Origin of the sequence: Streptomyces sp. HmicA12 (assembly GCF_000373565.1) — a bacterium.
Taxonomy (GTDB): domain Bacteria; phylum Actinomycetota; class Actinomycetes; order Streptomycetales; family Streptomycetaceae; genus Streptomyces.
Genome location: NZ_KB891842.1, coordinates 143,991 through 167,165, shown reverse-complemented (window position 1 = coordinate 167,165; position 23,175 = coordinate 143,991). Strand labels below are relative to the sequence as shown.

The window sequence follows — 23,175 nt, the reverse complement described above, 5'->3', positions numbered from 1 at the left end:
ACTGAGCAATCGTAGACCCTTGACGGTTCACATACCCAGTGGCAACGTGAGGCCCGCTTCGAAAACACTCAGTGCGCTGAGCAATTCACCCACCTCCTACAGACGGGTCTCGCAGACATGGACAAGGTGGTCGCCACGGCCGCGCAGGCGGTCGCCGACGTCGGGGACGGCGCGTCCCTGGCGGTCGGCGGGTTCGGACTGAGCGGGGTGCCCGGCGTACTGATCAAGGCGCTGTACGAGCAGGGCACCGGGAACCTGTCGGTGGTGTCCAACAACTGCGGCGCCCTGGAGTCCGGACTCGCCGTTCTGCTGGCGGCGGGCCGTATCGCCCGGGTCACCGGCTCGTACATCGGCGCGAACAAGGAGTTCGCCCGGCAGTACCTGGCCGGTGAGATCGAGGTCGAGATGATTCCGCAGGGCACGCTCGCGGAGCGGCTGCGCGCGGGCGGCGCCGGGATCCCCGCGTTCTACACCCCGGCGGGCGTGGGCACCCAGGTCGCGGACGGCGGACTGCCCTGGCGCTACGACGGCAACGGCGGGGTGGCGCTCGCCTCGCCGCCCAAGGAGGTCCGTGAGTTCGACGGCGTCGAGTACGTGATGGAGCGCGCCATCCGCACCGACTTCGCGCTGGTCCGGGCCGCGAAGGGCGACCGGCACGGGAACCTGGTCTTCAACAAGTCGACCCGGAACTTCAACCCCCTCGCCGCGCAGGCCGGCCGGATCACCATCGCCGAGGTGGAGGAGCTGGTGGAGCCGGGCGAGATCGAGCCGGACGCCGTGCACCTGCCGGGGATCTTCGTGCAGCGGGTGGTCGCCCTCACCCCGGAAGAGGCCGTGGACAAGGGCATCGAGAAGCGCACGACCTCGACGGTGGGTGAGTGAGCCATGGCATGGACACGGGAGCAGATGGCGGCGCGCGCGGCACGTGAGCTGCGCGACGGCCAGTACGTGAACCTGGGCATCGGTCTGCCCACGCTCATCCCCAACTACCTCCCCGGTGACGTGGAGGTGATCCTGGAGTCGGAGAACGGGATCCTGGGCACCGGCCCGTATCCCACCGAGGACGCGGTCGACCCGGATCTGATCAACGCGGGCAAGGAGACCGTCACGGTCCTGCCCGGCGCCTCGTTCTTCGACTCGGCGCTCTCCTTCGGGATGATCCGCGGCGGCCACATCGACGTCGCGGTGCTCGGCGCCATGCAGGTGTCGGCGGGCGGCGACCTGGCCAACTGGGCCGTGCCCGGCAAGATGATCACCGGCATCGGCGGCGCGATGGACCTCGTGCACGGGGCGCGCACGGTCATCGTCGTGATGACGCACACCGCGAAGGACGGCTCCCCGAAGATCCTCGACGAGTGCGCGCTGCCGCTGACCGGCAAGGCGTGCGTGAACCGGATCATCACCGACCTCGCCGTCCTCGACATCACCGAACACGGCCTGGAACTGGTCGAGTTGGCGCCCGGCGTGAGCGCCGAGGACGTCGTGACGAGGACCGCCACCGAGGTCCGCATCCCGGAGGAGGCCAAGTGAGCGGGATCAAGGACGTCTACGTCGTCGACGCAGTCCGCACCCCCGTCGGCCGGTACAACGGCGCCCTCGCGGCGGTCCGCCCGGACGACCTGGGCGCCCACGCGATCCGTGAACTGATCTCCCGTACACCGGAGTTGGATCCGTCGCGGATCGACGACATCTACTACGGCAACGCGAACGGCGCGGGTGAGGAGAACCGCAACGTCGCCCGCATGGCCGGGCTGCTCGCCGGGCTGCCGACCTCGGTGCCGGGCGTGACCGTGAACCGGCTGTGCGCCTCCGGTCTGGAGGCCGTGGTCCAGGCGGCCCGCGCCATCGCACTCGGCGACGCGTCGGTCGCGGTGGCGGGCGGCGTGGAGTCCATGACCCGCGCGCCCTATGTCCTGCCCAAGAACGACAAGCCGTTCCCGGCCGCGCACACCGAGCTGTACTCCACCACGCTGGGCTGGCGCATGGTCAACCCGAGGATGGAACCGCAGTGGACGGTGCCGCTCGGCGAGTCGGCCGAGCTGATCGCCGACAAGCACGGCATCACACGCGAGCAGCAGGACGAGTTCGCCCTCGCCAGCCACCGGAAGGCCGCCGCCGCGCAGAAGAACGGCCTGTTCGACGCGGAGATCGTCCCGGTCTCCGTCCCGCAGCGCAAGGGCGACCCGGTCGTGGTCGACGCCGACGAGTGCGTGCGCGCGACGGCGTCCCTGGAGGCGATGGCGAAGCTCAAGCCGTCCTTCCGCCAGGACGGCGGCACGGTGACGGCGGGCAACGCCTCGCCGCTCAACGACGGCGCCGCCGCCCTCCTCCTCGTCGACGAGGAGGGCCTGAGGGCCACCGGCCGCGAGCCGCTCGCTCGGATCTCCGCCTCCGGTGTCTCCGCGCTCGACCCGCACTACTTCGGTCTCGCCCCGGTCGAGGCGACGAACCGCGCACTCGCCAAGGCGGGAAAGACCTTTGACGACCTGTCGACTCTGGAGCTGAACGAGGCGTTCGCCGCACAGGTCCTCGGCTGCGTCGCCGAGTGGCCCGACTTCGACCCGGCGCTGCTCAACCCGCAGGGCGGAGCCATCGCGCTCGGCCACCCGCTCGGCGCGTCCGGCGCCCGGCTCGCCGGCACCGTCGCCCACCAGCTCGCCCGCAAGGGCTCCGGGGTCGGCGTCGCCACCCTCTGCATCGGCGTCGGCCAGGGCCTCGCCCTCGTACTGGAACGCTAGGAAGGCCACGAACTCCCATGACTCTCACGCAACACGACATCGACGCGGAGATCGCGGCCGAGCACGCCGCGTACGAGAAGCGGGTCGCCGACGGCGGGCCCGTCGAGCACCAGCCGCGCCGCGACTACGCCCCCTACCGCTCCTCCACGCTGCGCCACCCGAAGCAGCCGCCGATCAACATCGACGTCAGCAGGGACCCGGAGCTGGTGGAGCTGGCCTCCCCCGCGTTCGGCGAGCGCGACATCACCGAGATCGACAACGACCTCACCCGGCAGCACACCGGTGAGCCGATCGGTGAGCGCATCACCGTCTCGGGCCGCCTCCTCGACCGTGACGGCCGCCCGCTGCGCGGTCAGCTGGTCGAGATCTGGCAGGCCAACTCGGCCGGCCGCTATGCCCATCAGCGCGAGCAGCACGACGCACCGCTGGACCCCAACTTTACCGGCGTGGGGCGCATGCTGACGGATGATCAGGGCCAGTACCGGTTCACGACCGTCCAGCCGGGCCCGTATCCGTGGCGCAACCACGTGAACGCCTGGCGCCCGGCCCACATCCACTTCTCGATGTTCGGCTCGGCGTTCACGCAGCGTCTCGTGACACAGATGTATTTCCCCGCCGACCCGCTGTTCCCCTACGACCCGATCATCCAGTCCGTCACCGACGACGCCGCTCGGCAGCGCCTGGTCGCCACCTACGACCACAGCCTGTCCGTGCCGGAGTTCTCGATGGGCTACCACTGGGACATCGTGCTCGACGGCCCGCAGGCCACCTGGATCGAAGAAGGGCGCTGAGCAGCCACCATGACGAAGATCGACACGAGCAATCCGGCCGCGGTCCTGCCGACGCCGTCCCACACGGTCGGCCCGTTCTACGGCTACGCGCTGCCGTTCCCCGGCGGCGCCGACATCGCGCCCGCCGGTGACGGACACGAGGTCGTCGTGCGCGGGTACGTGTACGACGGCGAGGGCACCCCCGTGCCGGACGCGTTCCTGGAGATATGGGGCCCCGACCACGAGGGGAACCTGCCGCAGGTCGACGGCTCGATCCGGCGCGACCCTGCCACCGGCGGCTATCTCGGCCGCAACGGCGTGGAGTTCACCGGCTGGGGCCGCAGCCAGACCGACGCAGGCGGCCACTGGTACGTGCGGACGCTGTGGCCCGGAGCGCGCGGCGACAACGCCCCGTACCTGAGTGTGTGCGTGTTCGCGCGCGGGCTGCTCGTCCACCTGTTCACGCGGATCTACTTCGAGGGCGACCCCGCGCTCGCCTCGGACCCGCTGCTCGCGCGCCTCGCACCGGAGCGCCGCGACACGCTGGTCGCCCGTCCGCAGGCCGACGGCACGTACCGTTTCGACGTGCGCCTTCAGGGCGAGGGCGAGACGGTCTTCCTGGAGTTCACGTGACGTTGTTCGACCCCGGCAGCGAGGACGCGCCCACCGAGCGCACCACCTCCGAACAGGCTTTCCTTCAGGCCTTGTTGGACGCGGAGGCGGGCCTGACCCGCGCACAGTCCTCGCTCGGTCTGGCGCCCGCAGCGGCCGCCGACGCGGTGACCGCGGCCGCGGTGGCCGACCGCTTCGACGTCCGGGACCTGGCGCGACGGGCCCGGACCGGCGGCAACCCGGTGATCCCGCTCGTCGCCGACCTGACGGCGGCGGTGCCGGCGGAGTACGGCGCGTACGTGCATCGGGGCGCGACGAGTCAGGATGTGCTGGACACCGCGCTGATGCTGGTCGCGGCGCGGACCCTGGAAGTCGTCGTCGGTGAACTCGATGACGTGGCTGAGGTGTTGGCGGGTATCGCCGCCGAGCACCGGGACACCGTCATGCCCGGTCGTACGCTGACGCAGCACGCCGTGCCGACGACGTTCGGGCTGAAGGCGGCGGGCTGGCGGTCGCTGGTGCTGGACGCGCGGGACCGGCTGCGGGCTGTCGTGCTGCCGGTCCAGCTCGGCGGCGCCGCGGGAACCCTGGCGGCGTTCGAGGCGTACGGCGCCACCGATCCGACGGCGCTCGTCGACGCGTACGCGACGGAACTCGGCCTGTCAGCACCGGAGTTGCCGTGGCATGTGCTGCGCACTCCGGTCGCCGATCTGGGCGGGGCGCTCGCCTTCGCGGCGGGTGCGCTGGGCAAGACGGCCGTGGATGTGCTCATCCTCTCCCGTACGGAGATCGGGGAGCTGGCGGAGGGCGCGGGCGGTGGTTCGTCCGCGATGCCGCACAAGGCGAACCCGGTGCGGGCCACGCTCATCGCCGCCGCGGCGCGGCGGGCGCCCGGTCTCGCGGCGACGCTGTACGGGTCGCTGCCGGCCGAGGACGAGCGGCCCGCCGGGGCGTGGCATGCCGAATGGGCCACGCTGCGGGAGCTGTTGCGGCTGGTGGGCGGAGCGGTGCGGGATGCCTCCGAGCTGGTCGGCGGGCTCGTGGTGCGGGGCGGTGTGATGCGCGCGCATCTCGGGCTCACCGGGGGCGCGATCGTCTCCGAGCGGTTGTCCGTCGAGCTGGCGGGGTTGCTCGGGCGGGGGCGGGCCAGGGCGTTGCTCGCGGATGCGGCCAAGTCGGCGCGAGGGCGCGGGTGTTCGTTGCTGGACGTCCTCGCGGAGGAACCCGACCTCAAGAGGGTCGATCTCGGTGAGTTGATGGATCCGGCTCGGTACGTGGGGGCCGCGGGGGTGTTGGTGGATCGGGCGCTGGCCCGGTTGTGAGATGTCCCCCGACCCGCCCCCTTCCCGGACTTTCCCTTCCCTGGAGTTCACATGAACCGCCCCCTCCTTCATCACCGTGCCGAAGGCTCCCCCACCGCGCCTCCCCTCCTCCTCGGCCCCTCCCTCGGCACCTCGCTCGCGCTCTGGGACCAGGTCGCGCCCGAGTTGTCGGTCGCGCATCGCGTGGTGCGGTGGGATCTGCCGGGGCACGGCGGGTCCGCGCCCGGGCTGATCTCCGCGGGGGCCACCGTCGGTGAGCTCGCCGGGCTCGTCCTCGCGCTCGCCGACGACCTCGGGATCGAGCGATTCGCCTACGCTGGTGTGTCATTGGGCGGCGCCGTCGGCCTGCATCTCGCCGTGCATCATCCGGAGCGGGTCGGCGCGCTGGCCGTGCTGTGCTCCTCCGCGCACTTCGGCGGGGCCGGGGCGTGGCAGGAGCGGGCCGCGCTCGTGCGCAAGGAGGGCACGGCGGGTGTCGCCGACAGTGCGCCGGCGCGGTGGTTCACGCCCGGGTTCTCCGTGCCGCGTCTCGTGCGGGACAACCGGGACGCGGATCCCGAGGCGTACGCCGCCTGCTGTGACGCGCTCGCCGCCTTCGATCTGCGGGAGCGGCTCGGGGACATCGCCGTTCCCACGCTGCTGATCGCCGGCCGCGACGATCCCGCGACGCCGCCCGCGCATCTGCGGGAGATCGCCGACGCGGTGCCGGGTGCCGAGCTCGCGGAGCTGTTCAACTCCTCGTACCGGCCGGACAACCCCGTCCACGACACCGCGTTCCACGCCGCGTATCTGGCGCCGGTCGTGGCCGCGGGCGGGGATCTCGTCGACTCCTTCTCGTACTGGACGTTCAGCGACATGTTCGAGGAGGAGGGCGTGCCGACGGCGCTCTTCCACGGCGGCTTCGGGCTGCTGACGCACCGCCAGGTGAAGAAGCCCACGTACCACCTGTACGCCTTCATGGCGCGGATGGGCGAGGAGGTACTGGGCCGCGGCGACGACCATCTCGTGACGCGGCACCCGGACGGCCGGGTGACGGTGCTCGCGTGGGCCCCGGTCGACCCCACCGGCGTGGCGCCGGGGCCCGGCCTGCACACCCTTCGCCTCCACGTTCCCCTGTCCGGCGGCACCGCCTTTCTGCGCCGCTCCAGCGTGGACGAGGAGCGCGGCAACGCGTACACGGCGTGGCGACGCATGGGCAGTCCCCGGTCGCCGCGCCCGCGCCAGGTCGACGTTCTGCACGAGGCCGCCGAACCCGCGCGGTCCCATCATCGCCTCCCCGTCGGCGAGTTGGGCGTCACGGTCGACCTCACTCTGGAGCGCCACGAGGTGACGCTCGTCGAGGTGAGCCCGGTCGAGGACGAGACGCCTGCGTGGTGGGACGCGGGACGGCTGCTCGGGGACGGTGAGCCGCGATGAGCACCGCGCAGGCCGCGTTCGGCCGGGGGCCGCTGTCCCGCGGCGCCGCCCTGGTGCACACCCTGCTCACGGTCGAGGCACTGTTCCTGGCCACGCTGGCGCCGAGCCTGGCGGGGCTGCTCCTGCTGGGCGGGGACCCGTCCAATCTGCCGCTCGCCGGGGTGTGCCTGGTGCCGCTTGGTCCGGCGCTCGCGGCGGCCCTGTACGCACTCCAGCAGCGCGGCACCGATCTCGCGGACCTGCGGCCGGCGCGCGCCTTCCTTCACGGTCTGCGCGTCAACTCCAGCGCCGCGCTGCGGCTTTGGCTGCCGTTGCTGGCCTGGCTGAGCGTCATCGCGTTCACGCTCACGCACTTCGCCGCGGCCGGGCTGCCGGGCTGGTGGGCCGTGCTGCTCGCCGTCGTCGGCGTGGGATCTCTGCTGTGGGGCGCCAACGCCCTCGTCCTGACCGCCCTGTTCACGTTCCGTACTGCCGACACGGCTCGGCTCGCCGGGTACTTCCTGCTGCGCCGGAGCGGGGCGTCGCCGGGCGCCGCGAGCCTGCTCGTGCTCGCGGCCGCGGGCACGCTGTGGCTCACCGAGGCGCTGCCGCTGCTGCTCGCCTCGCTCCTGCTGCTCTCCCTGCTGCGCGGCAGCCACCGGATGATCACCGAGACCCGGGAGGACTTCACCGCATGAACCCGTCGACCGGCGCACCCGCCAAGGTCCTGTACGGCGGCGACTACAACCCGGAGCAGTGGCCGGAAGAGGTCTGGGACGAGGACCACCGGCTGTTCACCGAGGCCGGGATCGACACGCTCACGGTGGGCGTGTTCGCGTGGTCGGTCCTCCAACCGGCCGAGGACGCCTACGACTTCGCCGTTCTGGACCGGATCGTCGAGCGTGCCGCCACCGAGGGCCGACGCGTCGTGCTCGCCACCGGCACGGCGGCCGTGCCGCCGTGGCTCGCGCACGCCTACCCCGAGGTGAACCGCACCGACTTCGAGGGCCGGCGCCACGGCTACGGCCAGCGGCACAACTTCTGCCCGAGCTCGGCCGCGTACCGGCGACTGTCCACGGCGCTGGCGTCACGCGTCGCCGAGCGGTACGCGGGCCATCCGGCGCTGCTCGCCTGGCACGTCAACAACGAGTACGGCGGCGCCTGTTACTGCGAGCGGTGCGCCGCCGCGTTCCGCGACTGGCTGCGCGAGCGGCACGGCTCGCTCGACGCGCTGAACGACGCCTGGTGGACGACGTTCTGGTCGCACCGGTACACGGACTGGTCGCAGATCGAGCCGCCGAGCGCGCTCACCGAGCACTGGCGCGGCCCCGACCACACCGCGTTCCAGGGCATCACCCTGGACTACCAGCGGTTCATGACGGACGCGCTGCTCGGCTGCTTCGTCGCCGAGAAGGAGGCGATCAGGGCCCACGACACGGGTGCCCCCGTCACGACCAACTTCATGGGCGCGTACCGGCCGCTGGACTACCACCGCTGGGCGCCGCACCTCGACTTCGCGTCCTGGGACAGCTATCCGCCGCTCGGCGCGCCGCCCACGGTCCCGGCCCTCGCGCACGACCTGATGCGCGGGCTCAAGGGCGGCGCCCCGTTCTGGCTGATGGAGCAGACGCCGTCGACGACCGCGTGCCGGGACGTCAACCCGCTCCGCAGACCGGGCGAGTTGAGGCTCGCGACGTGGCAGGCGATCGCGCACGGCGCGGACGCGGCCCTGTACTTCCAGATGCGGGCCTCGCGCGGCGCCTGCGAGAAGTACCACGGCGCGGTCATCGGGCACGCGGGCCGCGACGACACGCGTGTGTTCCGCGAAGTAGCCCACGTGGGGGAGGAGTTGACGGATCTCGGGCCGCTGACGCTCGGTGCCCGCACCCCCGCCCGCGTCGCGCTGCTCTTCGACTGGGACAGCTGGTGGGCCCTGGAGATCTCGGACGGCCCGTCCCGCCTTGTGCGCTACCAGGACGTCGTGCACGGCTACTACCGGGCGGCCCGCGCGGCGGGCGCCGACGTGGACGTGGTCCCGGTCTCCGCCGACCTCGCGCCGTACGACGTGGTCCTCGCTCCCGTGCTGCACCTGGTGAAGGGCGACCTCGCGGAGCGCCTGGAAGCCGTGGCCGAGCGCGGCGGCACGGTTCTGGCCACGTTCCTCTCCGGGCGCGGTGACGCGCACGGCCGCGCCTTCCTCTCCGATGTGCCGGGCCCGCTCGGGCCGCTGATGGGCGTACGGATCGACGAGTGGGACTCCCGGCCCGCCGACGTCACCCACCCGGTCCGCATCGGCGACCGCGCAGTGGACGCCGGCCTGGTCTTCGAGATCGTGGTCCCGCAGGGCGCCGAGCCGGTCGCGACGTACACCGCCGACTTCTACGCGGGCACCCCGGCCGTCACCCGCCACCGATTCGGCGGTCGCGGCGGCGAGGGCTGGTACGTGGCCACATGCCTCGACGAGGCGGGCACGGACGAGGTGGTGCGCCGGGTGCTCGACCGGCACGGGCTCGTCGGCCCGTACGCCGGGCACGCGGGCGTCGAGACCGCGCACCGGGTCGCTCCGGACGGCACGCGTCTCCTCTTCCTCCTCAACCACACCTCCGTTCCTGTCCAGTTGGCGGCGCACGCCGCCGCGACCGATGCCCTGACCGGCAAGCGGTACGAGCCCGGCGAGCCGCTCGCGCTCGCCCCGCTGGGCGTCGCCCTGCTGCGCCTTCAGTAGATGCGCCGCCCGTGCGCGTCCGGCACCCCGGACTTGCGCAGGAAGTAGCTGTTCACGTGGTCCCGCCACTCGCGGGCGCCGCTCAGCTGCTCCTCGTACAGCTCGGCGACCCTGGCGTGCCGGGCGGGCGCCACGAGGCCGGTGAGGGAGGCCCAGACGTCGCGCGCCGCCGCGACCTCCTCGACGCCTTCGAAGTGGGTGTCGTAGATGTGCTGGATCACGGTGCTCCCGCTGCGCAGGACGTGGTCGTACGGCACGTGGTGGAAGAAGAGCAGCAGCTCGTCGGGGCAGCTCTCGACCCGCTCGTAGGTGTCGGCCCACGCCTTCGCGTACTGCGCCGCGTATCCGGTGCCGGTGGCCCGGGTCCGGTCGACGCCGACGCCGTCGCGGTCGGCGAGGTGGTAGGTGCCCCAGGGGCTGTACTCGTACCCGTCGACGCTCGGCCCGTAGTGGTGCCCGGGCTGCACCATGAACCCGACGCCGAGCGGCGCGGTGTACTTCTCGTACGTGGCCCACGAGCCGTGCAGCACCGCCCGCAGTCCGGAGCGCAGCCGCTCGGGATCCGGGGAGAGGTCGGGGCTGAAGGTCGACTCGGCCCATTCGTCGAGGAGTCGGAGCGGATCGGCGGCCGGGTCCCAGGCGAGGCGGCCGTACGTGTAGAGGTTGGCCTGGGCGAGCGGGTGCCGGGTCCAGAACGCGTCGTCGCCGACGTTCGACACGGCCACCAGGCCACCACCGGAGGCGAGTTGGCCGACCGCGGGCCCGGACTCACCCTCCGGCCGGAACGTCAGCGCCTCGGACCACATCGGCGCGAGCGCGCACACGTGCCGCTGCTGTCCGGTGTACTCCTGGGTGGCCTGCAGCTCGACGGCGACCCGGGTGCGGGGCAGGGCGCCGATGACGGGCGAGACGGGTTCGCGGGCCTGGAAGTCCATCGGCCCGTGCTTCACCTGAAGGATCACGTTGTCGGCGAACTCCCCGTCCAGCGGGGCGAAATGGTCGTACGCGGCGCGCGCCCGGTCCGTCGTGCGCTCGCGCCAGTCCTGGATGTGGTCGTAGACGAAGGCCCGCCAGTGGACGGTGCCGCCGTGCGGGGCGAGCGCGTCGGCGAGGAGGTTCGCGCCGTCGGCATGGCTGCGACCGTGGGCGAAGGGTCCCGGCTGCCCCTCCGAGTCGGCCTTGACGACGAAGCCGCCGAAGTCGGGCACGGCGGCGTAGACGCGGTCGGCGGTCTCGCGCCACCACGCGCGCACGGACTCGTCGTACGGGTCGGTGGTGTCGAGCCCACCGAGCAGCCGGGGCGCGGCGAAGTTGACGGAGAGGTGGGTGCGGATGCCGTAGGGCCGTAACTCGGCCGCTATGGCGGTCACTTCGGCGAAGCGGTCGGTCAGGAGGTGGGTCTCGGTCGCGTGGACGTTGACGTTGTTCACGGCGACGGCGTTGATGCCGCAGGCCGCGAGCAGTCGGCCGTACGCGCGGATCCGCGCCAGGTCGGCCAGGTCCGCACGCGCCCGCCCGTCCCGCCAGAACAGGGAGCCGCCCGCGTAGCCGCGCTCGACCTGCCCCATCACGGGGTGCACGTCGACGTTGTCCCAGTGGTCGAGCATCCGCAGGGCGAGGGCGGGCCGGTGCGTCTCGTCGGCGGCCTCCGCGAACGCGGCCTCGCCGAGCCGTACGACGTGGAAGAAGCCGTACAGGAGCCCGGCCGGGGCGGCGGCCGTGACGGTGGTGCGCCGCGCTGTCCGCCGCAGGGTGAATCCCTCGGGTCCCTCGTCGCCGTCGGCGGCCACCGCCAGCAGCAGGTCGCAGTCCGTGCCCTCGCCGACCACGCTGCCACCGAACTCACGGCAGGCGTAGGTGACTTCGGCCCACACCGTGTCGACGAGCGGCCCTTCGCCCCGCACCCGCACGCGGCGCGCGCCGACCCCGCGCAGCGCCTCGTCGGGCAGCCACGCGGGGTCGACGCGGTCGTCGGGACGGGTCACGACTCCGCCACGTCGAGCGCGGCGATGCCGAAGGCTCCGTCGGCCGCACCGGGGTTCCGGCTGGTCAGGTCGAGGCGCACGCGTCGGCCGCGTACGGCGTCGAAGGTGAGCACGGTCGGTTCGCCGGAGGCGGTGGCCCACTCGATGTCGACGTCGGGGACGGCGGTGTACCGGTCGCCGTCCCCCACGGACACGTCGATCGTCCTCGGCAGGGAGTGCCGGTCGTCGACGGTGAAGGAGACCTCGACGCGGCCGACCGTCCGCGCCTGGTCCCACTCGACGGACACCCAGTCGGCGGGCCGCGCCCCGCTGAAGGCGGGCAGCAGGGCGGTGGCGGACTTCTGGAAGGCGTTGGACCACTGGGTGGCCGCGTCGCCGTCGAGCATCGCGGCGGGCAGGGTCTTGACCGCGCCCGAGTAACTGGCGTCCGCGAGAGGGTACGTGGGCGCGCCGGGGCCGGGGTCGGGGGTGAACGGCTCGCGCGGGGTGACGGGGGCGCCCGCTGGGCCGGTCGCGCGCACCGACACCTGCCCGGTCCGCAGCCCGGCCGACTTCGCGGTGACGGTGAGCCGCCCGGGTTTCGTGCCCGCCCGGACCATCGCGAGCGCGAGGCCGTGGAAGGCGGTGCGGGTACTGGCCTGGTAGCGCTCGGCGCTCTCCTGCCGCCCGTTGTCGAGCCCGGCCACCTGCCCGCCGTCGACGGCGAACTCCAGCAGGTGCTCGGCGTCGGGCACCACGACACCCTTGGCGTCGACGACCTCCGCCGTCACGAAGACCAGGGAACGGCCGTCCGCGGCAAGGGCCTTGCGGTCCGCGCTCAGCCGCACGGCGTGCGGTCTGCCCGCGGTGCGCAGCACATCCGTCGCCACCGTCCTGCCGCCCTTGCGGGCCACGGCCTTCAGCTCACCGGCGGCGAACGGCACCTTCCACATCAGGTGCAGCTTGCCCGCGCTGCCGTTCGGAGAGGTGTAGCTGCCCGGGTAGGTGCCGGAGGTGACCGTCTTGTCGTCACCGGTCGCCTCCGTCGTCTCCAGGTAGGTCCGCCCGTCGACGGTCTTCTTCTCGTCGAAGGAACGCACGCCCAGGGAGCGGCCGTTGAGGAACAGCTCGACCTCGGCGACGTTCGCGTACGCCCACACCTCCACCTCCGCGCCTTCCTCGTGCGTCGTCCAGTCCATGGGCAGCAGGTGCACCATCGGCTCGTCGGCCCACTGGCTGCGGAAGAGGTGGTACATGTCCTTCGGGAACCCGGCGGTGTCGACCGCGCCGAAGAACGACGCCTTCACCGGGAACACGTCGTACGGCGTCGGCTCGCCGATGTAGTCGATGCCGGACCACAGGAACTGGCCGGCGAACCAGCGCCGGTCGCGGTCCTTCTTGTGGCCGTACTCGCCGCTCATCGTCCAGGAGGCGAGGTTGTTGTCGTAACTGGAGGTCGCGCGCCTGCCGGGAGTGTGGTTCTCGCCGGTGTTGAGGTGCTCCGGCTCCTGGTACGTGCCCCGGGTCGACGTCTCCGACGAGGACTCCGACTCGAAGAGGAACAGGTGCGGATAGCGGGCGTGCAGGGCGTCGACCGAGGCGGCGGTGTTGTAGTTGAGGCCGAGCCCGTCGAGCCCGGCCAGGATCAGGTCGGCGGGCGAGCCGACGGCGGGCAGCGAGCGGTACTTGTCGGAACCGATGACGACCGGCCGTGTCGTGTCGAGCGCCTTGATGTCGGCGACGAGGCGCCGGGCCATCGCGACGCCCTCGGTGCGGGTCGAGTCGGGGATCTCGTTGCCGATGGACCACATCAGGACGGCGGGCGAGTTCCGGGCGGCGCGCACCATCTCGGCGATGTCGTCGTCGCTGTGCGCGTCGAAGAAGCGGCCGTAGTCGTAGGTGTTCTTGCCGGTGCGCCAGCAGTCGAACGCCTCGACGAGCATGATGATGCCGAGGTCCTCGCAGGCCTCGATCACCTCGGGCGCGGGCGGATTGTGCGAGGTCCGCAGGGCGTTGACGCCCATGGACTTCATGATCGTGAGCTGGCGGCGCACGGCGTCGGGGTGCACGGCCGCGCCGAGCGCGCCGAGGTCGTGGTGCAGGTCGACGCCCTTGATCTTCACGTACGTCCCGTTGAGCGAGAAGCCGTCGGCCGGGTCGAAGACGGCATGCCGGACGCCGAAGCGGGTGCGGTACGTGTCGACGGTGACGCCGTTCACGCGCAGGTCGGTGACGAGGGTGTAGCGGTGACCGGGCGTCTCGATGGACCACAACTGCGGTTGCTTGAGGGTGAGTTGCTGGTGCGCCGCCTTCGTCGCGTCGGCCGTCACCGAGTCGACGACGGTCTCGGTACGGGCGACGCGGCGGCCCTTGGCGTCGCGCACCGTGGAGACGACGGTGACGTCCCGCGCGGTGCCGGACGCGTTGGCGACGCTCGTGCGGACGTCGACGGTCGCGTAGCCCTTCTTCAGGGTGGCGGCCAGGTCGGGCGTGGTGACGAACGTGCCCCAGCGTTCGACGTGCACCGGCTCGGTGACGACGAGGCGGGCATGGCGGTAGATGCCGCTGCCGGAGTACCAGCGGCTGCTGGGAAGCCGGTTGCGGACCTCGACCGCGAGGACGTTCGCCGTCGCGCCGTCGACGTGGAGGAGATCGGTGATGTCGAGCGCGAACCCGGTGTATCCGTACGGGTGGTTGGCGACGAGCTCGCCGTTCACGTACACGTTCGCGTCCATGTAGACGCCGTCGAACTCGACCGAGATCCGCTTGCCCGCGTAGCCGGTCGGCACCGTGAACTTCTTTCGGTACCAGCCGAGTCCGCCGGGCAGAAAGCCGGTGCCGCTGGTGGTGTGGTGCTCGGTGGTCGGGGTCTGCTCGATGCTCCAGTCGTGCGGGACGGCGACCGTCCGCCACTGCCCGTCGTCGTACCCCGGCTGCTCGGCGTCGGCGTAGGCGCCGGTCGGGTCGGTGATGCCGTCCGGGCTGACGAGCGCGAACCGCCAGCCGTCCGCGAGGTCGACGGTGCGACGGCCGACGGCCCCGGTACGGTCGGCGGCCGCGGCGGGCGTGGCGAGCGCCCCGGCCAGCGGGGTGGCCGCGCCCGCGGCCAGGACGGATCTGCGGGTGACGGACATGTCGAGGCGGCCCCCTTGGAGCGAACACGTTTCACCAGAAAGCAACTTGATGTAACGGATTCTTTCGGGTGCCGCACTGTATTCGTCAAGGGCCTTTCCGAATATGCCTGTTGAGGGGCGGGAGGTCCCTGAGACTTTCCGCCACCGCCGCGGCGATGCGGGCGTGCCCTTCGTCGCCGGGGTGCACGCCGTCCACCAGGTGCTCCGCGCCGAGCAGACCACCCCCGCGCACCAGCCGGACGTGCGGGTCCGCACCCTGCGCCTCCTCATCGGGCGCGGGGCAGTGCGAGCGACCCTCGCGGAAGTGGTGCTCGACCGCCCACACCGTGCGGAAGCCCATCTTGTCGGCGAGCCGGATCTGCTCGACGGCCTCGCGACAGGCACGCTGCTCGGCGGCGCGCTGGCCGTGCGGATGGGAGCCCTTCCAGGGCTTGGGTACGTCGATCTCGTACAGCACATCGAGGTCCATTGCCACGCTCCTTCGCGGTGGGCCGGCCCAACGCCCGTGGACGATGCGGGAGATCTGACGAAGAGTCAAGACGTTTTGATGGCAGGCGACTTACGCGTCCGGGTGGCCCGGCTGTTCACGGGTGGCGCAGTGGATGCCGCCGCCGCCCGAGGCGATGGCGTCGATCCGTACGGGCACGATGTCCCGGTCGGGGAAGTGGTCCTGAAGGATGCCGCGGGCGCGATCGTCGGCCTTCGTGTCGCCGAAGCGGGGCATGAACACCGCGTCGTTGGCGACGTAGAAGTTGGCGTACGTGGAGACGAAGTCGTCGCCGTCGCCGGTGATCTCGTCCAGGTCGGGCTGCGGCAGGTCGGTGACCTCAAGTCGCCTGCCGCGGGCGTCCGTTGACTCCTCGATGACGCGCCGGGCCTGGTCGGCGGCGCGGGACCAGACGTCGGGCGGGCTGCCGGGGAACGCCTGGTCGACGAGGACGACGCCCGGCGCGGCGAACCGGGCGATGCTGTCGACGTGCGCGTCGGTGATGTCCTGCCCCTTGACGCCCTTCAGCCAGATCACACGCGTCACGCCCAGGCTGCTCCTCAGCTCGGCCTCGACGCGGTCGCGGCTCTTGCCGGGGTTGCGGTTCCTGTTGACGACCGAGCTCTCGGTGACCAGCAGGGTGCCCTCTCCGTCGGTCTCGAAGGAGCCGCCCTCGGCGACCAGCGGCGCCACGGTCCGCGCGATGTCGTACGCGGCGAGCAGGCGCCGCCCGACGAGCGCGTCGTGCTCGTGCGTCTGCTGGCCACCCCAGCCGCTGAAGTTGAGGTCGACGCCCAGCACCCGGTCCGCGGACTCCCCGGACTCCTCCGGCTCCCCCGGCTCCTCGGCGAACACCGGCACCGTGTCCCGGGCCCACAGGCCGTCCACCATCAGCGGGATCACGTCGACCTGCGCCCCGCAGGCCCGCTGGGCGGCGGCCCGCTGCTCCGGCCTCGCCATCATCACGACGGGCTCGTACGCGCCGATCGCCCGGGCCACCCGCGCGATGTCCGCGCGCACCGCGTCCAGGTCCTCGTCCCACACCGACGCGAGCGCCGGCCAGGACATGAACGTACGGGCGTGAGGCTCCCACTCGGCAACGAAGCGACGACGCGACTGCGGCTCCTGGGACACCGGCTGAATTCTGCCCGATCACCGCCGCCCTCGCTCCCGCGGCACATGATCCGTTCCGCGGAGTTACGGTGAGATCAGTGATCGCCGCTCCCTCGCGGCGGGCAGGGAAGGTGTGCGGTGCACGGCGAATACAAGGTGCCCGGCGGCAAGCTGGTGGTGGTGGATCTCGACGTCGAGGACGGAGTCCTCCGTGACGTCCGGGTGTCCGGTGACTTCTTCCTGGAGCCCGACGAAGCGCTGCTCGACATCGACGGCGCACTGGAGGGCGCCCCGGCGGACACCGACGCGGCCGGTCTCACGGCCCGCATCCAGGCGGCGTTGCCCCCTTCGGCGGTGCTCTTCGGCTTCACCGCGGAGAGCGTCGCCACCGCCGTGCGCCGGGCGCTCGCCCGGGCCACCGACTGGCGGGACTACGACTGGCAGCTCGTCCACGACGCCCCGCAGTCCCCGGTGCTGCACATGGCCCTCGACGAGGTGATGACGGAGCAGGTCGCGCTCGGGCACCGCCCGCCGACGCTGCGGGTGTGGGAGTGGGACCGCCCGGCGGTGATCATCGGCAGCTTCCAGTCGCTGCGCAACGAGGTCGACCCGGAGGGCGTGGCCCGGCACGGCGTCACGGTCGTCCGGCGGATCTCCGGCGGCGGCGCGATGTTCGCCGAGCCGAAGTCCACGATCACGTACTCCCTCGCGGTGCCCCGGGCGCTGGTCTCCGGGCTCTCCTTCCAGGACTCGTACGCCTATCTCGACGACTGGGTGCTCGGCGCTCTCGCCGACATGGGCATCAAGGCCTGGTACCAGCCGCTGAACGACATCGCGACGGACGTCGGCAAGGTCGCGGGCGCCGCCCAGAAGCGGGTCGCCACCGGGCAGGGCGCGGTGCTGCACCACGTGACCATGTCCTACGACATCGACGCGGACAAGATGGTCGAGGTGCTGCGGATCGGTCGCGAGAAGCTCTCCGACAAGGGCACGAAGAGCGCGAAGAAGCGCGTGGACCCGCTGCGGCGCCAGACGGGCCTGCCGCGCGAGGAGGTCATCGCCCGCATGATCGGCTCGTTCCGGGGGCGGTACGGGCTGACCGAGGGGGCGGTGACCGAGGCGGAGCTGGCACGGGCCGAGGAACTGGTGCGCACGAAGTTCGGCACCGAGGAGTGGACGGCCCGGGTGCCGTAGTCCCGTGACAGCCCCCTGGTAGCCCCCTGCTCGGCTACGCGCCGGCCTGGTCGCTGTCGCGGAACGTGCCCCAGCCGTGCCACCGCTCGATCTCCATCACGGCGGTGACGCGGCTGCGCACCCGGTCGGGGTAGGGCCCGCCGGTGTAGTGCCGGGCGATGCGGTCGATGTCGGCCAGGCCCTCGTCCGGGCGGAGCTCGACGGCCCGCCCGATGAGGCTGACGTGCGTGTACCAGTCGTTCTCGTCGAGCACGGTGAGCGTGAGCCGCGGATCGCGGCGCAGGTGCTTCAGCCGCACCCGGCCCTCGTCCATGTTGAGCAGGACCCGGCCGTCCTCCCACAGGTACCAGGTGGCGGTGGAGACGGGCGCTCCGTCGGAGCGCAGCGTGGTGACGGTGCAGGGGTTGGCACGGCTCAGCATGGTGACGGCGTCGGCGGGGAGCGGGGGCCTGGACACGGTGTCTCCTGTCCTGCGGGGTGACGGAAGGGGCCCTTCGACGGTAGTCGGCATCGCGGCCGGTCGCCTCGGCAGCGGATCTGCTCCACTCGGTCGGTGCGCCGGCCGGTGTACCGGCCAGGGGCCCCGGAGATGCCCTCGGACCCGCAGCCAAAGATGAACGTGTGGGTCCGACCGGCGTCCCTCACATGCAGCCCACGGGCTCCTTCGTCCCGGGCCAGCGCTCCACCGCGCCGTCCGCGGACCGTGCGTACGCGTGGGTCCTGTCCCGCGCCAGCCACAGTTCCCGGCCGTCGTGCCGGTAGCCCGTGTCGACGGCGTCGGCGGGCAGCTGCACGTCCTTCGCGTACGTCGACCTGAGGCCCCGAAGGTCCGTCAACTTCCCTTCCGGGTCCCGGAGATACTCCTGCCCGCGCAGGCGCCCGTCGTTCCCGCGGTCCAGCGTCACGAACTCCACGGACTGCCAGTCGCAGTGCTCGGCCCCCATCCAGCTGACGACCTTCGTGGTGGACACGGCCCGCCCCCGCGCGTCCTCCCACACGTTGATGCCGAGCCGGTCCCGTTCCTTCGCCCGGAACTCCGACGGGTCGCACTGCGCGTGCGTCTCCGCGAACCAGCCGCGCTCGTCCTCGGCGACGATCACCGCGGCGCGGGTGCGGGCCGCGACGTCGTAGGAGTACAGGACGCGCTGCTTCGTACGGGCCTCGACGCGGTAGCCGCGGCCGGGCTCCGATTCGCCCGCCTGGTCGGCGACGTACGCGGCGAGCGCCTCGTCCGCCGAGTCGGCCCCTTCGTCGCCCGAGCCCTCGTCGGCGACCGAGCCCGCCTCGTGGGGTTTCCCGGCGCACTCCAGCGTCAGCACCGCGGCGCCCCCGCCCTCCAACAGACCGTCCTCGCCCACCCACGAGGGCGTCTTCGCCTTCAGCGGGCCGCTGTACGGGGCCGGGGGCGGCGACGCCGACTCCCCGACCACGAGCCCCTCGGGCACCTCCGTGCCGCATCCCGCCAGTGCCAGCGCCAGCAACGCCACGAGTGCCGGCGCCACCTGCCGTGGTCCGTTCCGCATCCCCGCCCCGTCCTCCCCACGCGGCGCCTCGCGCGCCGTACCGCCCTTGGACGCCGAACGCCGCGCAAACGTTCAACGCAGGCTTCCAGCGCGGCGGTTCACCGCGTGACCGGCACCGGACGCAGCACCATCAGCTCCTCCCCCTCCTCGTCCGTCTCCCGGCGAGCCACCATCGCGAAGGGGAACCGGTCGACCTCCACGCAGAGCTCGACATCGTCCGGGTGGAACCCGCTGCGCAGCCCGGCGGCGAGGTCCGCCGCGGCACGGGAGTTCCGCGCGCGGTGGAGGTACGGAGCGGCGTCGACCTCGTCCCCGGCCGCGCGTCGACCGATGTACTCGGCGCAGGCCAGGTCCTCGTCGGCACGGCCGTCCTCGCCGGTGACGACGAACGTCACCGGACCCGCGGCCGCGTTCCGCAGAAACCGCGCGGTCGGTCCCGCCACCACGAAGCTCGCGCACAGGATCAGCGGCGCGTCGGCGACGGCCAGCGCGCCCACGGTTCCCGCCGTCGTCTTCTGCACCAGAGTGCGGCCGGCGAAGTCGCGTGATCCGAGCAGGCCGGGTGAGTTCACCGCGTCGAAGCCCTCCGCCGGAGCCCCGTCCTTCAGCGCGAGCCATCCCGGGTGGCTCTCCTTCAGAGCGAGTGCGTCGCGCAGCGTCGACGCCAGGACGATCTTCTCGACGCCGCGGGAGAACGCCCAGGCGGCCGTGGTGAAGGCGCGCATGACGTCGATGACGACCGCGACACGGGGTACGTCGGTCAACTCGGGTATGCCTACGAAGTGATGATCCATCGCGTCATCCTGCCGCAGGCCCGGCCGGTCACGCGCGGGATTTGTTCACGGCCCGACGCGGGTCTGGATCACGGCGTGGGTCCCGCCGGTCCGCCAGCCCCCGTCGGGCGTCGCCGCGTCGAGAGCCTGTTCCGTCCGGGCGTCGAGGCCCACGATCACCTGCGACTTGAGCGTGCGCAGAGCGGCCACCGGACCGGGGAAGTACGCCGTGCGCCCGGCGAACGACGTGGTGGCGAGCCACAGCCGATCACCCACCAGGCGACGGTAGTTGAGGTCTCCCTTGAAGACGGTGACGGTGGCGGCGGCGAAGTCCTCGCGCAGATCGTCGGGCATGTCCGCGTACGGCAGCGGAGCGCAGGAGAACGGGTGCGCGCGCACCTCCAGCAGGCCGCCGCCCATCGCCGCCCACAGCCGCTCGCCCGCCGCGCGGGCGGCGCCGTCGGCGCCCGTCAGATGACGCAGGGCGTCGAGCACGTCGGAGGTCGTGGCGTCGGAGACGTAGTAGGGGTACGGCTTGACGTGCAGGACGACGCGCGCGGCGCGGCCGTGTCGCAGCAGATGGTCGACGAGGAGGAGGTCGGGGACGAGTTCGCGGCCCGCGTTGTCGGCGACCAGGCACACGGTGTGCCCGGCCTCGTGCACGCTGTTCCCGGCCCCGGTGGGCAGCAGTTCCCACAGCGTGTCGGAGTCGTCCACGATCACGGGCGAGTCTCCACCGTCGGTCGCGCCGCCCGCGGACCCCATGCGGAACCCGAGGTCGGCGCGGTTGCCCCACAGGGAGCCGTGCAACAGTGCCGCGGCCTGTTCCTCGACCGGCAGCGCGGCGAGGCGGTCCAGGGCGGCGAGTTCCTCGTCGGCCTCGGCCGTGCGCAGTTCCGCCAGCTTGAAGGGGCGGAACGGGTCGACGCCCTGCCAGGGCCCCGGCGCGAAGTAGCCGACGGCGTCGAGGAGTTTGCGGTAGAAGCAGCTCTCGGCCCACAGGAACGGCGCGTCGAGCCACCCCTGCCCGAAGTGCTCGGGGCGCCACGCGTCCCACTGCTCACGGCCGGGCGCGTCGGCGGCCAGCGGTTCGATCACCCCGCCGGTGCTCTCCTCCAGCAACGCGTCCAGCGCGCAGCGCTGTCCGGGCCCGTACGGGAAGGCGTCCCGCACGCGGCGGATCAGCGCCGGGTGCCGTTCGAGGAACACGCTGCGGGGGAAGGAGCCGGGTTCGTCGCTCACGATGACGGGGGCGTCGGGGGCTGGGTCGCGCGTCATGAGGCCTCGTCGTACGTCGTCGTGCTGCTGCGGGTGGCGGAACGCCGATGCTACTTGCGCGGGCGCGGGCGACGGTCGGGGCGCTCCGGGTCACGCCGTCGAACGCACCGCGATCAGCAGGCCGCTCGACCAGTCGAGCCGTGTCGTGCGGAAGCCGTCGAGCCCTTCCACGGTGCGCAGCAGGTCGTCCACCGCCGCCCGATGGCTCTCCGGCCAGTCGGGCCGTGGCGCCAGGTCGTCGATGAGGTAGGTGCCGCCGGGCGCCACCAGGTCGAGGGCGCGGTCGAGGTGGGTGAACTTGCCCGGCCAGGTGTCGGCGAAGACGAGGTCGAACGGCGGCCCGTCGTACGTCTCCAGCCACACCCCGCCGTCCTCCGCGACGAAGGAGACCCGAGGGTCGGCGCCGAGCTCCCGACGGGCCACATCCTGTACGGCGTGGTCGAGTTCGACGGTGATGAGGTGCGCCTTGACGTCCATGCCGTCGAGCAGCCAGGCGGTCCCCTCTCCCACCCCGGTGCCGAGCTCCAGGATCCGGCCGCCGGGTTGGGCGGCCGCCAGCGTGGCCAGGAGACTGCCGGTGCGCTCGTCGCAGGACATTTCGAACCCGGCGGCGCGGGCGGCGTCCCGCAGTGCGGCGAGGCGTTCGGGCCGCGAGGCGGGCGTGTCGTCGAACGCGCCCGCGCCGTCGGGCACTTCGGATTCCGTACCGGTCATGGCGCCCCTCCCCCCACTCTGGGTCGCTGATCACCGCGAGCCTATCCCCGCGGCCGGGACAACCGGTACAGCGCGGCGCCGTGCGCGGGCAGCTCCGCCGCGAGGGCCCGGCCGTCGTGGGGGACGTCGCCGCGGGTCCACAGCTCGCGGACGCGATCGTCGGGCCTCCCGCCGAGCGAGCCGAGCGGCACCGTAACCGGCCGGGCCTCGTCGGCCAGGTTGAACACGGCGGCGTAGCGGCTGTGCCCGTCGCTGTCGCGCGCCGTCCACACCACGAGGCCCGCCTCGCGCAGGACTTCGCGGTTGTCGTCGCTGTGCCACAGCACGGCGAGGGCTTCCTCGTTGGTGAGGAGGGCGATCGTCCCGGGCGGGGTGGTGGGCAGGTCGCCGCCCATCATGAGCGGTGAGCGGGCGATGCACCACAGGGTCAGCAGGCTGACCTGCTCGGCGTGGGTGAGGCGGCTCAGCCGGTCGCCGCCGCGCTCGGCGCGGATGCCGATGTGGCCGAGGGGCAGCATGTCGGCGTCGGCCCAGCCCTGCCGGCCCTGCCAGGGCGCCCAGCGGGCCATGCGCGCGAACTGCCGCTCGACGTCGTCCCAGCGGTCCCACAGGTCGTCGCAGACGCGCCACATGGTGGCGTTCGCGCGCAGGTGGTCGAGGTGGGCCACGGAGACGTCCGTCCCGGGCGACAGGCTCAGCTCGATGGCGCGCCCCGACCGTTCGACGGCCCGGGCGTACGCCTCGATCTCGCGCTCGTGGTACGGGAAGAGCATGTCGTCGGCCTTGATGAAGTCGACGCCCCAGTCGGCGAACCGGGCGACCTGGGAGTCGTAGTACGCCTGGGCGCCCGGGTGGTCGTGGTCCAGGCCGAAGTTGTCGGAGTTCCACGGGCAGACGGAGCCGGTGTCGGCGATCTGGTCGGCCGTGAACTCCGTTCCGTGAACGGGCAGTCGCCGCTCCACCGCGCGTCGGGGTATGCCCCGCATGATGTGCAGACCGAAGCGCAGGCCGAGGGCGTGCACCCGCTCGGCGAGCGGCTTGAAGCCGGCGCCGTCGGCCGCGGACGGGAACCGGTTCGGGGCGGGGAGCTGGCGTCCGTGGGCGTCCAGGACGAGCGGGGCGTCGGTGTTGTATCCGTGGGCGCGGGCCGTCGGCTCGTACCACTGGATGTCGACGACGACGGTGTCCCAGCCGTACGGCAGCAAGTGGCTCCGCAGGAAACGGGCGTTGGCGAGCACCTCGTCCTCGGTGACGGTGGTGCCGTAGCAGTCCCAGCTGTTCCAGCCCATGGGCGGGCGGAGGGCGCGGGGCGGGAGCGGTCGGGTCATGGTGGGGTACCTCGTTCCTGGGTCGGCGGGACCGGTGGCGTCGGGCCGGGCGCGGTCCGGCCGGCCCGCGTCGAGTACCGTCCTGGGAGAACACGCAGGTGAGTG

The 23,175-nt window shown here is 72.4% G+C and carries 20 protein-coding genes; 10 read left to right on the top strand and 10 right to left on the bottom strand.

Going from position 1 to position 23,175, the window contains the following annotated elements; genetic code table 11:
- Positions 1-117: 117 nt before the first annotated feature.
- From B072_RS0133690 to B072_RS0133645, 9 genes are read left to right on the top strand one after another with little or no spacing between them, the layout of a single operon-like run.
- Positions 118-882, top strand: coding sequence for a CoA transferase subunit A (locus tag B072_RS0133690; RefSeq protein ID WP_018534383.1), 765 nt, complete (start codon positions 118-120; stop codon positions 880-882).
- Positions 883-885: 3 nt separating this feature from the next.
- Positions 886-1,530 (top strand): CoA transferase subunit B, encoded by a 645-nt coding sequence (locus B072_RS0133685; RefSeq protein WP_026246567.1) that lies wholly within the window; start codon positions 886-888, stop codon positions 1,528-1,530.
- A 5-nt stretch (positions 1,531-1,535) separates the two neighbouring features.
- The gene (locus B072_RS0133680; protein WP_026246566.1) at positions 1,536-2,738 is read left to right on the top strand and encodes a thiolase family protein; all 1,203 of its coding nucleotides are present in this window, start codon (positions 1,536-1,538) and stop codon (positions 2,736-2,738) included.
- A 17-nt stretch (positions 2,739-2,755) separates the two neighbouring features.
- Positions 2,756-3,529, top strand: coding sequence for a protocatechuate 3,4-dioxygenase subunit beta (pcaH, locus tag B072_RS0133675; protein ID WP_018534380.1), 774 nt, complete (start codon positions 2,756-2,758; stop codon positions 3,527-3,529).
- Positions 3,530-3,538: 9 nt separating this feature from the next.
- The gene (gene pcaG / locus B072_RS0133670) at positions 3,539-4,141 is read left to right on the top strand and encodes a protocatechuate 3,4-dioxygenase subunit alpha (RefSeq protein ID WP_018534379.1); all 603 of its coding nucleotides are present in this window, start codon (positions 3,539-3,541) and stop codon (positions 4,139-4,141) included.
- A complete protein-coding gene (gene pcaB / locus B072_RS0133665; protein ID WP_018534378.1) occupies positions 4,138-5,442 on the top strand; it encodes a 3-carboxy-cis,cis-muconate cycloisomerase in 1,305 nt (434 codons plus the stop codon). The genes pcaG and pcaB overlap by 4 nt, the downstream gene beginning before the upstream one ends.
- Before the next feature lie 51 nt (positions 5,443-5,493).
- Entirely contained in the window at positions 5,494-6,858 is a 1,365-nt protein-coding gene (locus B072_RS49470) for an alpha/beta fold hydrolase (protein ID WP_063746484.1), read from the top strand.
- The gene (locus B072_RS0133650) at positions 6,855-7,535 is read left to right on the top strand and encodes a hypothetical protein (protein ID WP_018534377.1); all 681 of its coding nucleotides are present in this window, start codon (positions 6,855-6,857) and stop codon (positions 7,533-7,535) included. The genes B072_RS49470 and B072_RS0133650 overlap by 4 nt, the downstream gene beginning before the upstream one ends.
- Positions 7,532-9,562 (top strand): beta-galactosidase, encoded by a 2,031-nt coding sequence (locus B072_RS0133645; protein ID WP_018534376.1) that lies wholly within the window; start codon positions 7,532-7,534, stop codon positions 9,560-9,562. Before B072_RS0133650 ends, B072_RS0133645 begins: the two co-directional genes overlap by 4 nt.
- On the opposite strand, the gene B072_RS0133640 is transcribed toward B072_RS0133645, so the two are convergent.
- The 4 genes from B072_RS0133640 to B072_RS44745 form a co-directional block, all read right to left on the bottom strand.
- Positions 9,556-11,547, bottom strand: coding sequence for an alpha-glucuronidase (locus B072_RS0133640; RefSeq protein WP_018534375.1), 1,992 nt, complete (start codon positions 11,545-11,547; stop codon positions 9,556-9,558). The genes B072_RS0133645 and B072_RS0133640 overlap by 7 nt on opposite strands.
- Entirely contained in the window at positions 11,544-14,660 is a 3,117-nt protein-coding gene (locus B072_RS0133635; protein WP_018534374.1) for a glycoside hydrolase family 2 TIM barrel-domain containing protein, read from the bottom strand. Before B072_RS0133635 ends, B072_RS0133640 begins: the two co-directional genes overlap by 4 nt.
- An 85-nt stretch (positions 14,661-14,745) precedes the next feature.
- Positions 14,746-15,129 (bottom strand): LLM class flavin-dependent oxidoreductase, encoded by a 384-nt coding sequence (locus B072_RS48845; RefSeq protein WP_018534373.1) that lies wholly within the window; start codon positions 15,127-15,129, stop codon positions 14,746-14,748.
- Between the two features lie 90 nt (positions 15,130-15,219).
- Positions 15,220-16,281, bottom strand: coding sequence for an agmatine deiminase family protein (locus B072_RS44745; protein ID WP_234018975.1), 1,062 nt, complete (start codon positions 16,279-16,281; stop codon positions 15,220-15,222).
- A 117-nt stretch (positions 16,282-16,398) separates the two neighbouring features.
- Between B072_RS44745 and B072_RS0133620 the strand changes: the two genes are divergently transcribed.
- On the top strand, positions 16,399-17,454 hold the full coding sequence (locus tag B072_RS0133620) for a lipoyl protein ligase domain-containing protein (RefSeq protein ID WP_018534371.1): 1,056 nt from the start codon (positions 16,399-16,401) through the stop codon (positions 17,452-17,454).
- A 34-nt stretch (positions 17,455-17,488) separates the two neighbouring features.
- Here the strand turns inward: B072_RS0133620 and B072_RS0133615 are convergent, their stop codons facing one another.
- From B072_RS0133615 to B072_RS0133590, 6 genes are all read right to left on the bottom strand, one after another.
- Complete coding sequence (locus tag B072_RS0133615) at positions 17,489-17,911, bottom strand: PPOX class F420-dependent oxidoreductase (RefSeq protein WP_018534370.1); 423 nt, start codon at positions 17,909-17,911, stop codon at positions 17,489-17,491.
- A gap of 184 nt (positions 17,912-18,095) precedes the next feature.
- Positions 18,096-18,977 (bottom strand): hypothetical protein, encoded by an 882-nt coding sequence (locus B072_RS44740; protein WP_018534369.1) that lies wholly within the window; start codon positions 18,975-18,977, stop codon positions 18,096-18,098.
- Between the two features lie 98 nt (positions 18,978-19,075).
- Positions 19,076-19,771, bottom strand: coding sequence for a 2-phosphosulfolactate phosphatase (locus B072_RS0133605; RefSeq protein ID WP_018534368.1), 696 nt, complete (start codon positions 19,769-19,771; stop codon positions 19,076-19,078).
- A gap of 45 nt (positions 19,772-19,816) precedes the next feature.
- Positions 19,817-21,028, bottom strand: a complete 1,212-nt coding sequence (locus B072_RS0133600) for a damage-control phosphatase ARMT1 family protein (protein ID WP_018534367.1) — start codon at positions 21,026-21,028, stop codon at positions 19,817-19,819.
- Between the two features lie 90 nt (positions 21,029-21,118).
- Complete coding sequence (locus B072_RS0133595; protein WP_018534366.1) at positions 21,119-21,742, bottom strand: O-methyltransferase; 624 nt, start codon at positions 21,740-21,742, stop codon at positions 21,119-21,121.
- Between the two features lie 41 nt (positions 21,743-21,783).
- Complete coding sequence (locus B072_RS0133590) at positions 21,784-23,070, bottom strand: glycoside hydrolase family 27 protein (RefSeq protein WP_234018974.1); 1,287 nt, start codon at positions 23,068-23,070, stop codon at positions 21,784-21,786.
- Positions 23,071-23,175: the final 105 nt, after the last annotated feature.